Genomic DNA, 10,963 nt, shown 5'->3' on the forward strand with positions numbered 1-10,963 from the left:
GTCGGAAAGCCGTGTGAGGGAGAACCTCATGCACGGTTTGATGAGGGGCGGATGAAAATTTCATCCGCCTACTCTACCCAAATCTTTCCTCTTGTTTACATATATAAACCTAAGAAAAAACTTGACGTTTAAATATTACAAGTGTAATATTTAAGAAAATACGAAAAAAGGAGAAATAAAACTATATGAGAAAAAAGAAAAGAAAAAAACACACGAAGACTATCACAAAAATAGTTTTATTTAGCGGTATATTGATTGGTGGTGGAATCGGTATTGTAACAATAATGAATCGTAATGTTCCTGAAAAAAGACTAATGGAATATATGAAATATATTGAAAAAGGGGAATATGAGCAAATGTATGCCATGCTAGATCAGAAAAAAAGCAGCATGAACAGTAAGGCAGAATTTATAGAACGAAATTCTAAAATATATGAAGGCATTGAGATGTCTGATCTGTCCATAACCGATATTACAGCAAAAAGAAAAGAAAACGGAAATGCGGCAGTTTCCTATACAACAAATATGCAGACTGCTGCAGGAAATGTAGAATTTACCAACAATGCGGTATTTTCACATAACTGGACAGGATATCATTTAATCTGGCAGGATCAGTTGATTTTTCCAGAGTTATCTGCAACGGATAAAGTTCAGGTAACGTTAGAAGAGGCAAAAAGAGGAAATATTTTAGACAGAAATGGTCGCCAGCTGGCTGGAGAGGGAACTGCATCTTCGGTAGGAATTGTTCCGGGCAGAATGGAGAACAGGGAAGATACAATAAAAAAACTGGCAGAGTATCTTGGAATTGGAGCAGACGAAATTGAGGATAAGTTAAAAGCCGATTGGGTAAAAGCAGATTCTTTTGTACCAGTAGCAACAATTCCTAAAATACAAGAAGTCGATCTTCTGACAGTGAATCCGGATGAAACTGTTCTGGAAGAAAAAGAAAAGCAGGACACATTATTGAAGATTCCAGGTATTATGTTATCTGATGTAAAAGTACGAACTTATTATCTAAAAGAAGCTGCCTCTCATCTGGTAGGGTATGTACAGGCGGTTACAGCCGAGGATTTGCAGGAACATAAAGGGGAAGGGTATCGTACAAACAGTGTGATTGGAAAGACGGGACTGGAAACGCTTTATGAAAAAGAACTAAAAGGAACAGATGGGTGTGAGATCTGTATTGTAGATGCAAATGGAAATAAAAAAAGTGTCATTGCATATGAGCCTAAAAAAGATGGAGAAGATATCCATACTACGATTGATGGCGATCTTCAAAGTACTCTTTATGAACAATTTAAAGAAGACAGAGGATGTTCTGTAGCCTTGAATCCTTATACAGGGGAAGTACTGGCGTTGGTAAGTACGCCGTCTTATGATAATAATGATTTTGTACGTGGAATGGACAATAGCCAGTGGAGTGCATTAAATGAAAATGAAGACAGGCCTTTATACAACCGCTTTCGCCAGACATGGTGTCCAGGCTCAACTTTTAAACCTGTAATTGCTGCAATTGGATTAAAAGTGGGGGCATTTACTGCAAATGACGATTTTGGAAATGAGGGTCTGGCATGGCAGAAAGATTCCTCGTGGGGAGATTATACAGTGACTACACTTCATGATTATGCACCTGTGATCTTGAAAAATGCGCTTATTTATTCAGATAATATTTATTTTGCAAAAGCAGCATTAAAAATCGGTGCGGATCAACTGATGCAATCTCTAAATCAAATAGGATTTAATCAGGAACTTCCATTTGATATTAAAATGTCAGAGTCTCAGTATTCTAATACGGACAAGATAGAAACAGAAATCCAGCTTGCTGACAGTGGGTATGGACAGGGACAGATTCTGGTAAATCCTTTGCATCTTGCAAGCATTTATACGGCTTTTCTAAATGATGGAAATATGATAAAGCCATATCTTCACGCGGATGGTGGAAGCACTTCCAGTGAAATCTGGATAAAAGATGCTTTTTCACCACAAATTGTTTCGGAGGTTATGGAGGGGTTAGAGGGTGTAGTGAATAACCCGGAAGGAACTGGTTATGGAGCATGCCGGGAAGACATTAGATTAGCAGGAAAAACCGGAACAGCGGAACTGAAAGCTACAAAAGAAGATACATCTGGAACAGAAATTGGCTGGTTTACAGTTTTTACTACAGATAGAGATACAAAAAATCCTATTTTGCTCATCAGTATGGTAGAGAATGTGAAAGATATTGGAGGAAGCGGTTATGTGGTGGAAAAGGATAAGGCGATACTGGATGAATATCTTGGTAATGAATAATTTTTACCTTTAAATATTACAAATGTAAGAGGAAAATGATATGAAAAAAATTTGGAAAATATTTGTGGGAGTTATTTTTCTTGCTGTCTGTAGTGGATGTGGCATAAAGAAAGAGCAGAAAAAGACAATTGAAGATACGAAAGAAAAAATTTACAGAGAGTGTGAAATGCTAGCAGAAGGCTATCGGAACATATATGAGAATGCTGTGAAAGAAAATGCACTATATGAGCTGAGTACAATACAAAAAAGTATGGATTATTTTGGAAAATATGGATATGCAGTAATTGATTCCTACAATCAGCTGGATATGGTTCAAAGTATTAAAGTAGATGATTTTTTGAAAAAAGCAGAAAAAGAGAAGAATGGAAAAACTACTATATTTCAAGTTATAGCAGGGGATCATTTTATCCGGTATGATCTGAAAACCAAACAGGGGAAAATAGACGTTGAAGTAAGCTCTTTTAAATGGAAAGAGGACACTTGGCAGGAAACATATTATCATGAGTTTAGAGCTAATTCATGGAAATATACAGAAAACGGGCATTTCTTTATAGAAGAATATCATCCGGCAGGATATGATGGACCGTCTGGATATCGGGACTTTCGGGTAGCACCGTTAAATAAAAAATGTCGGGAGTTGAATCGAAAATATATACTTCCTTTTGGATATACACTTAATAAATTGTTTACTTCTAATTGGAGTGAAAAAAATTATGATGGAATAAATTTTTATGATGTTTTTGACCGTTTACTTTCAATGGAAGAAAAAACTGATGAATTTAAGGAAGGAAAGACTTATGAAATCCCAAAAGAATCATTTGAAGCGATATTTCAAAAATATTTTAATATAAGCGCAGAGATACTGCAGACAGGAACGGTATTTCACACGGAAACACAGACATATCGGTATCGAACCAGAGGAATCGTATATGATTTTGCTCCCACACCATATATTCCATATCCGGAAGTTGTTTCCTACATAGAAAATCAAGATGGAACAATAACACTGGAAGTAAATGCGGTATGGCCACAAAAAGAATTAGATCAGGCGTTTTGTCATAGCGTAACCATTCGGCTGTTAGATAAAGATAGATTTCAATATGTATCCAATTATGTATCAAGGTCAGAAATAGAGGTTACCTGGTATACGGAAAGATTATCAGACGAAAAGTGGGAGGAATGTTATGGAGATAATTGATATGAGTACAAAAAGAAAACTGAAAAAGATGGTGAGTGTTTTATTTATTTTGGGATGCTTTTTCATAGGAAATACAAAATGTAAAGGGGCTGATTTAGAATATATTTCACAGGAAACTGAGAATTATGCTGTACAAGAAAGAGGATATGATTTGCCAGTAGATGAAGTCGTGAAAGAAGAAGCTATTGAAGATTGTAAGAATGTTATGAATCAGATGAAAGCCATTTATCAAAAGGCGGATAAAGGAACTTCATCGAATGTAGTAGTTTCTGAGACAGTAATGGAAGAAATGCAGGAAGTATTAAAGGAAAAAAATGTCCCTGTTATTACATCAGCGCCGTATTCAAATATGGCTAATTATTCTAAAATGGAAGAATTTCTTTTCAAGGCAGAACAGGATCTGCCAGGAGATATCGTCTTATATAGGATTAACAGGGATGGTGGGATAGAAAGACTCAAATTCAATTATGATGGGACAGATATGTATTTGTTGGCTGTGAAAGTTGTTTGGGGTATGAACGACAATCCATCTATTGTATATGTTTCGTATACAAGGATAGAAGAATGGAAATATACAGAAAAAGGCTGGTTTGGTTATACGCTATGTGTTCCAAAATATCCGGAAGTATCAGAAGCGGTTGATGGCAGTTCTATGATAAGAATTAAACCTTTAAGTGATGAATGCAGGGAAGTTTCAAAGAGGTGTGTGTATTTGCTTGGATATCAGGGGAATAATCTTTTATGTTCTGATTGGGATAGATCTGATATGGAAGGGTTAGATTATAATGGTTTATATGAATATTTATATCGAATGAAATACGGGGAGAGATATGAGTTTTCAGGTAACTCAAGTGGAATTCCGGCAGAAGAGTTTGAAAATCTGATAATGGAGTTTTTGCCGATAACAGCGGAGCAAATTAAAAAATGGGCAGTATTTGATTCGGAACATCAAACTTATGACTGGGAACGATTAGGTTGTTTAAATTATAGCCCTACTTATTTTGGAACATCTTTACCGGAGGTCGTTGAAATAAGAGATAGCGGAGAGGGAAACAATGTGCTGGTTGTTGATGCTGTATGTGATACATTTATATGTAATGATGCCGTTATTACAAGTGAGCTGACTGTTAAGTTCAACGATGATAAGAGTTTTAAATATATGGGGAATAAAATTCTGAATAATGGTACGAAAGAAGTTCCCAAATATCAATATAGAATAAAAAGAAAGAACTGATAACAACTATCAGCCCTTTCATATTTGTTAATTCCATATATGTAATTTTTTTAAGATATCAGAAGTGATTTCAAATGCCTTTTTGCCAGTTGCATTAGAATCACTTTGGATATTGGTTGCAAAATAATAGCTGTTATCGGAAGTTTCTACATATCCGATAAACCAGCCGTTGATATCCTGTCCGTTGACACGACCGGTTCCAGTTTTTCCGTAGAAATTACCATTAGGTGTACTGGCAATTTTTATAGCATTTTTAACAGAAAATACATTTTGGGAATTTAGATGGAATTCATTTGTGTTAAATTTTTTCAATAATGTTACTTGCTCTAAAGGCGAGATTTTTAATGAAAAATCGGACCAGTATAAATCCAGATTTGAACTGGTTGTCTGGTTTCCATATTCTATTTTATTCAAAAATTCCTGGACTCTGTTAATTCCGAGCTGCGAATCAATTGCCTGGAAATACCAGTTAACGGAATTTTGCATAGCAGAGTTTAAATCCTGATCAGCTTCCCAGGATGGAAAAGGAAAGGCATCACCATTCCATGTCATGGAAGAGTGTTCTGGTGTGATGATTCCGGATTCCAACCCTAATAATGCATCGTATATTTTGTAGGTAGACTCTGGCGGAATACGTTTGGTGGCTTCTTCAAGATCGTATATTTTCCAGGAATCCAAATTATTGTCATACAAAACAAATGATCCATCATATGTTCCAAATGTTTCGGATATATCTAACAGGGAGATATTTTTGTCTGTATCACTAAAATGATATACGCTTTGAGTAGAGGCATCAATGGATAAAATGGGTGTACATCCAATAAAAACAGCACTAATGACCAGATAAATTATCAATGCTCTCATTTTTTGATAAAGAGTTTCTTTCCTAAAAACGGCGATGTTGAGAATACGTCGTTTCATCTGCCTGAAATTTTCGGACATTCCAACTGCCAGTGGAGAGGAAAAAGAGGATATTTTTTCTGCAAAATTAATCAGTGTAGTTCCATAAGCTTGGTATTCATCAGCAGAAATCATCTGCAATACAGCAGAATCACAGGCTATTTCACGGTCACAGAGAATTTCTTTTAAAGTGTACCAAACAAAAGGGTTAAACCAGTAGAGTATATTACTTATGACCATGAGGAAGCCAATAAATGTATCTTTGTGACGGTAATGCTGTAATTCGTGTAGCAGCATAAAACGCATATCATCAGGATTCAGTTCGGAAATTAAATGGATGGGAATGTAAATTCTGGGATGTATTATTCCGATTAAAACTGGTGATTTTAAAAATGCAGTACTGTAGACTGATACTGGGTGAGAGATTTTAAGTTCCTTTAAACAATTGTAATAAATAGTTTTTACCTGCTGATTTTGAAGCGGGAGAGCAGATCTTTTTATGGAACGTACATAGTTTAATGAATGAAGGGTGAGGACTGACATAATCATAACACCCGTTATCCATATTAGAAAGAGTATGGTATTCAAGCCTCCAGAAAATTGACTACTGATGGAAACTGAAAAATCATTCACCTGGTTTAACAAAATATTTTGTGTATTACTGGTAAGTTCGGATAGCGTGTCGGTACCAGAGTTAAGTCCTGAGTCAGTTTGAAAAAAATGTAACCATGAAAAAAGTTGTGAGCCATGAATCTGTACAGGAAAAAATGGCACGGCAAGTAGTAAAAATAAAAGAAAACAGAGATGGTACTGTGTAGCCGCAGATAAATATTTTTTCAGAAGTTTTTTTGTTCCGATTATTACAAGTGTAAAAATACATATGAAGATATTACTGATTAAAAAGTGGATGATCCAGTTGCTCATTCAAAACCTCCTATTTCTGATGTTTTGATAATAAATGGCGTAAGTTATCAATTTCTGTTGAAGAGAGTTTATCGTCTTCAAGGTAAGAAGCCAGCATAGAAGAAAGATTTCCATTATAATATCGCTTTAAAAAAGAATTGCTTTCCTGGCGTATATATTCATCTTCTTGGACTAATGGAGTATAGACAAATACCCGGCTTTGTTTTTCGTAGGAAAGAGCTTTTTTGGAAACAAGTCTCTTGATAAGAGTTTGAATTGTTTTTGGACTCCAGCTGGTAGTTAGAGTAAGTTTTTCTGTAATTTCATTTGTATTGATGGGAGCATATTTCCATACAATTTTCATAACTTCAAATTCGGCTTCTGAAATTTGGGGTAGTGACATAATAAAATCCTCCTGCTAAATCCTACATATGTAATAAATATATTATATTACTTGTAGAAGAAAAAAGTCAAATGGCAGATGATATATAGAATATAAAATTAATAATGTAGAGGCAATAAAGGTGAAAAAGATAGAAATTATTGAGAGAATCACAGATGCTAATGGAAGCATAAGTGAAAACATATTGACTAGCTGGGAACATAAAAACCAATTCATACCGGAAATTATAAGGTTTGGAGAATTAAAAATATATCTACAGGAACGAATTGTTAAAAAGAATGATAGTGATGTTCATCTTTCAAAATATGAATATGATATTTTACTTCTTTTAGCGAAAAGTCCAGGTAGAATATTTGGAAAAGAAATGGTTTATGATCTGGTATGGAATGAACCTTATTCCGGTGATTATAATGTGGTTATGCGACATATCTGCAATATCAGAGAAAAAATAGAAGATGATCCTGGACAACCATTATATATACAAACAGTACGAGGTGTAGGATATCGGTTTAACGGGAATTTAGGCAGCGAGTGAAATCGCTGCCTATTATTATGGTTTTACAAAGAAGGGAGTTGGTTATGAGAAGATCTTTGTATTTCAGGAGCATCCTGTTTGAGATATTTGGACAGGTTTTGATGTATCAATTCCAACTCTTTTATTTCTTGCTTAAAGGAAACGTATTGAGTATTTAGTGATTCCTTTCTGGAAATAAGATCTGCAATTTGCTCTTGCAACTTATTGGAATTAAGATGTTTCAGGTTTATACCATTTTCCTGTAAAATATGTTCAGCACCCGCGAAAAGAATAATTTGAGATTCATATTTACGGAAATAACGATCTGGATCTTTGGAGCTTTTATAATGGTCGTCGTAAATTTTATTTTTCTGATATTGTTCGGCATATTTTAGCATTTCTCGAAGATGGCGTATCTGAGACTCGAGAGAAACAACAGAGGTATTTACCTCTTTTTGCTGCATATGTAACAAGGCTATGCGGTCTTCAAGTTCTGAAAAATTATGTAGATTATGTGTGAACATCTTGTTATATTCAGCAGAGACAATTTTTAAATTTTCCTTATTTGCCCATTTCTGAAGTCCAATGTTTCCTGCTATATTGGGAGTGTTGGTGTCTATTAACTTATTACGAACAGAAGGAACAGTAGTTCTGTGGAGCTTATTATTAATGCGTTCTTTGATACGTTCCTTAGTAAAATTTTTTCCTAAAGATTTAGCACTTCCACGCACTGGATGGGACATATCGGGAGAACGAAAGGTAATGTATTTTCTGCTGTTTTCGCCAAATTCTGCGTTTTTTATTTCATATCCTTTAGCTTCCATAAATGCAAGAAATTCTGAATAAGTGGAAACGATTCGGATTGTCTGGTTGATATCTTTTCGCAGCTGCGCTTTTTTACTGGATTCAGATTTATTTGCAGCCCATTCATTGTATTTCATTCCTTTTTTACCATCTGGCATAATTGTGGACAGGTTATGTTCCTGGCATAAAGTGTCGCTGAGATTTCGTATTTTCCAGTAATTCTTTTTACAGTCATGGTAATGAGAAAAAGTGATGTTATCTGCAGAACAGAAAATTAAATGGTTATGTACATGACCTTTATCAGTGTGTGTTGTCAGAACATAGGAGTATTTTCCCTCCAGTAAGCGATCCGCAAGTTCTTTGCCAATTTGATGGGCTTCTTCATAGGAAACTTCACCAGGGGAAAATGCCTGAATCAGATGAAATGCCTTATTTGTATTGTGCGGATCTCTGCAGTCATGTGTATGATCCAAAGTGTATTTAAAGTCAAGAACGGCTGTTTCGGGAGAGCAGGCAAAGGAAGAAATATATAGATTCTGGTCAGTTTTATCTGGATTGCAGATGTATTCTATTGCTTTATCAACGGTTGTTTTGATACCATGGATTTTTGTAACTGCCATATTTTTTCTATTAACTCCTTTATATCGTCCAGATCCTTTTGGTAAATTGTATTGGTACTGTTTATACGATGGGTGATCTGATTCAAATTGCTGCTGATATTGCCCAGCAGGGTATTCATTTTTCGGATATGAGAGTAGTCTACTTCATATACAAATCCATATAAGATCATTTTCCGTAGAAAGGCAGATTTGCTTTTCATCCTGGAAAGACGATATTTTTCTTCTAAAATGTATTGTTCGTCATCATTCAAATAAAATTGTACGGGATGAATTCTGGTACGTTTGCTCATTGAAATCCTCCAATTCGTTTTTTCTATAAAAAAGAGTACAAAAAAACTGTCTAACCAGTTCGGCTATGACAGTTATGGTACTTGGTTTTTTGTTGGTTTGGACAGATGTATCTGTAAGTTATTTTAACAGGACTGGGTGAAAGCGTCAAATTAAGAAATTATAAAATATGAGAGGGCCAGGGATACTCCCTGATACATTTTGGTAGAATGAACCGGAAAGGGAATTTGACAAAATGAGCCAGTTGTCATGACACTGGCAGTGCTTGCTTCTTTTGGGGTATAGCCTGCAAAGCAGGCTATACAAAAGCTATAAAACATAAATGGAACTGTGAGAAGTGGTTGAGAATATAATCCTGATAGCGTATAATCAGAGCAAGAAATCGTAAGTGAGGGATAAATTTGAAACGTGAGGAAATTTTTCAATATGTGAAAGAGCAATATGGAACGGAACCGGAATATTTATGGAAAAAAGATCCTGATTCTGCGGTGCTTCGACATAAAAATGGAAAATGGTATGCTATAATTATGGCAGTGGAAAAGAAAACACTGGGATTAGAAGAAGATGGAAAAATTAATATCCTGGATGTAAAATGTGACCCTGATCTGGTTGGGATGTTAATTCAAACGTATGGATTTTTACCGGGGTATCATATGAATAAGCGACACTGGATTACGATTCTTTTGGATGAATCTGTCAGTGAAGCTAAGACGCTAGATTTTCTGGATATGAGTTATGATTTAATTGACAGTGGGAAGTAATTAAAATTTAAAAGGAAGCCTTTCAGAAAAATCTCTGATCGGCTCCCAGGTATTCATTCTGGATATGTATAAGTTGGTCTTTGCAACAGGATATTTTCCCAATCTCGTTCATGGCGCAACACTCGGAGAATATGAATCTCTTTTGTTTCTTCCATTATAATATAAAAAATAATAGATGGCGGAAAAGATCTTTTATGTATGGAATATCCTCTGTACAGAATTTGAGTTCGGGGAAAGGCAGTACTGAACTGGCCTAAATTCTGCATTTGTTCTTTCAGATCAGATTGAAAACGGTCAGCACGTTGCTGGCCGAATTCTTCTTCAATATAATCTGCAATGTCTGTGACGTCGTAAATTGCTTCCCAGGTTAAAATAATTTTATATTCTTGCATTTCTTCGTGCATCCCTTAATTCTGTGATTTTGTGAAAAGCATCTTCCAGTGGCAATTCACGACCAGCTTCCATATCATCAATTCCCCGGTCTAACATGCGGAGAAGATGATTGTTTTCCTGGTTTTTATCGGTTGTAGGGACTTTTTTTGTTAATTCCATGAAATCACTCCAATCATACGGTTTATAAATAGTGTATGTTGTTCAGAAGTATCTATCCATAGTCTAGCATAGAATGGGTGGTAATACAATAAATTATTTTGCGGGAGCGTCCGTCAGACCGAGAAGATATTCGCAGGATTGCCAGATCATTAAAATCATATCCTGCAAGTTGTAATTTGGCAGCGAGTGTTTTCTGAGTAAGATTATGAGCCTTTCGTAATTCTTTTACCCGTTGTCCTATTCTGTTTTTACTGTTCGTTTTTTTATCCCAATAAATAATCATTCTGATCCTCAAAAGTTTCTAAAGATGAAGTATTATTATTGATTTTAAGGAAAAATATTGTTACTATACTTCTAAAGATGAAGTTTTGGAAAGTCTATTTGATTTTTGAATAATTGCGCGTCGCATTCTCGTTATTTTAGAGCGTAGCGGGCAATCTTGACAGAATCAGCTTTGTCGGACTTGATTTTGCGAAGAGAATCGTTATTAAAATCTTT

Annotated in this window: 11 protein-coding genes; 5 read left to right on the forward strand and 6 right to left on the reverse strand. The window is 35.3% G+C overall.

Annotation, left to right across the window (positions count from 1 at the left end; translation table 11 throughout):
• The first annotated feature begins 185 nt into the window (after positions 1-185).
• The 3 genes from I4V44_RS16480 to I4V44_RS16490 are packed head-to-tail and all read left to right on the forward strand — an operon-like array spanning position 186 to position 4,720.
• Positions 186-2,288 carry a penicillin-binding transpeptidase domain-containing protein gene (locus I4V44_RS16480; RefSeq protein ID WP_196002985.1) on the forward strand — a complete coding sequence of 701 codons (2,103 nt, stop codon included), beginning with the start codon at positions 186-188 and terminating at the stop codon, positions 2,286-2,288.
• 40 nt (positions 2,289-2,328) lie between these two features.
• Positions 2,329-3,486 carry a DUF6070 family protein gene (locus I4V44_RS16485; RefSeq protein WP_119200689.1) on the forward strand — a complete coding sequence of 386 codons (1,158 nt, stop codon included), beginning with the start codon at positions 2,329-2,331 and terminating at the stop codon, positions 3,484-3,486.
• Positions 3,473-4,720 carry a DUF6070 family protein gene (locus tag I4V44_RS16490; RefSeq protein WP_196002986.1) on the forward strand — a complete coding sequence of 416 codons (1,248 nt, stop codon included), beginning with the start codon at positions 3,473-3,475 and terminating at the stop codon, positions 4,718-4,720. The genes I4V44_RS16485 and I4V44_RS16490 overlap by 14 nt, the downstream gene beginning before the upstream one ends.
• A gap of 27 nt (positions 4,721-4,747) precedes the next feature.
• Here I4V44_RS16490 and I4V44_RS16495 read toward each other — a convergent pair whose 3' ends face one another.
• On the reverse strand, positions 4,748-6,544 hold the full coding sequence (locus I4V44_RS16495; RefSeq protein WP_196002987.1) for a BlaR1 family beta-lactam sensor/signal transducer: 1,797 nt from the start codon (positions 6,542-6,544) through the stop codon (positions 4,748-4,750).
• A gap of 10 nt (positions 6,545-6,554) precedes the next feature.
• The gene (locus I4V44_RS16500; RefSeq protein ID WP_092073165.1) at positions 6,555-6,929 is read right to left on the reverse strand and encodes a BlaI/MecI/CopY family transcriptional regulator; all 375 of its coding nucleotides are present in this window, start codon (positions 6,927-6,929) and stop codon (positions 6,555-6,557) included.
• A gap of 118 nt (positions 6,930-7,047) precedes the next feature.
• On the opposite strand from I4V44_RS16500, the gene I4V44_RS16505 reads away from it, so the two are divergent.
• Positions 7,048-7,461, forward strand: coding sequence for a winged helix-turn-helix domain-containing protein (locus I4V44_RS16505; protein ID WP_005426519.1), 414 nt, complete (start codon positions 7,048-7,050; stop codon positions 7,459-7,461).
• Positions 7,462-7,484: 23 nt separating this feature from the next.
• Here the strand turns inward: I4V44_RS16505 and I4V44_RS16510 are convergent, their stop codons facing one another.
• Together I4V44_RS16510 and I4V44_RS16515 are read right to left on the reverse strand one after the other, a co-directional pair.
• Positions 7,485-8,864, reverse strand: coding sequence for a relaxase/mobilization nuclease domain-containing protein (locus I4V44_RS16510; RefSeq protein WP_118168642.1), 1,380 nt, complete (start codon positions 8,862-8,864; stop codon positions 7,485-7,487).
• A complete protein-coding gene (locus I4V44_RS16515; RefSeq protein ID WP_173765497.1) occupies positions 8,813-9,154 on the reverse strand; it encodes a plasmid mobilization protein in 342 nt (113 codons plus the stop codon). The genes I4V44_RS16510 and I4V44_RS16515 overlap by 52 nt, the downstream gene beginning before the upstream one ends.
• Positions 9,155-9,553: 399 nt before the next feature.
• Between I4V44_RS16515 and I4V44_RS16520 the strand changes: the two genes are divergently transcribed.
• Positions 9,554-9,913 carry an MmcQ/YjbR family DNA-binding protein gene (locus I4V44_RS16520; protein ID WP_008703804.1) on the forward strand — a complete coding sequence of 120 codons (360 nt, stop codon included), beginning with the start codon at positions 9,554-9,556 and terminating at the stop codon, positions 9,911-9,913.
• A gap of 53 nt (positions 9,914-9,966) precedes the next feature.
• Here the strand turns inward: I4V44_RS16520 and I4V44_RS16525 are convergent, their stop codons facing one another.
• Complete coding sequence (locus I4V44_RS16525) at positions 9,967-10,305, reverse strand: type II toxin-antitoxin system RelE/ParE family toxin (RefSeq protein WP_021650357.1); 339 nt, start codon at positions 10,303-10,305, stop codon at positions 9,967-9,969.
• Positions 10,292-10,465, reverse strand: a complete 174-nt coding sequence (locus tag I4V44_RS16530; protein ID WP_173736012.1) for a hypothetical protein — start codon at positions 10,463-10,465, stop codon at positions 10,292-10,294. Before I4V44_RS16530 ends, I4V44_RS16525 begins: the two co-directional genes overlap by 14 nt.
• Between the last annotated feature and the right edge of the window lie 498 nt (positions 10,466-10,963).

The organism is Blautia sp. 1001283B150304_161114_C9, from assembly GCF_015668165.1.
GTDB classification, from domain to species: Bacteria; Bacillota; Clostridia; order Lachnospirales; family Lachnospiraceae; genus Blautia_A; species Blautia_A wexlerae.

Bases quoted from the DNA above. Each gene is read 5' to 3' on its own strand.
- I4V44_RS16495 (WP_196002987.1), bottom strand. From the start codon at position 6,544: ATGAGCAACTGGATCATCCACTTTTTAATCAGTAATATCTTCATATGT.
- I4V44_RS16485 (WP_119200689.1), top strand. From the start codon at position 2,329: ATGAAAAAAATTTGGAAAATATTTGTGGGAGTTATTTTTCTTGCTGTC.
- I4V44_RS16525 (WP_021650357.1), bottom strand. From the start codon at position 10,305: ATGCAAGAATATAAAATTATTTTAACCTGGGAAGCAATTTACGACGTC.
- I4V44_RS16480 (WP_196002985.1), top strand. From the start codon at position 186: ATGAGAAAAAAGAAAAGAAAAAAACACACGAAGACTATCACAAAAATA.
- I4V44_RS16515 (WP_173765497.1), bottom strand. From the start codon at position 9,154: ATGAGCAAACGTACCAGAATTCATCCCGTACAATTTTATTTGAATGAT.
- I4V44_RS16490 (WP_196002986.1), top strand. From the start codon at position 3,473: ATGGAGATAATTGATATGAGTACAAAAAGAAAACTGAAAAAGATGGTG.
- I4V44_RS16510 (WP_118168642.1), bottom strand. From the start codon at position 8,864: ATGGCAGTTACAAAAATCCATGGTATCAAAACAACCGTTGATAAAGCA.
- I4V44_RS16530 (WP_173736012.1), bottom strand. From the start codon at position 10,465: ATGGAATTAACAAAAAAAGTCCCTACAACCGATAAAAACCAGGAAAAC.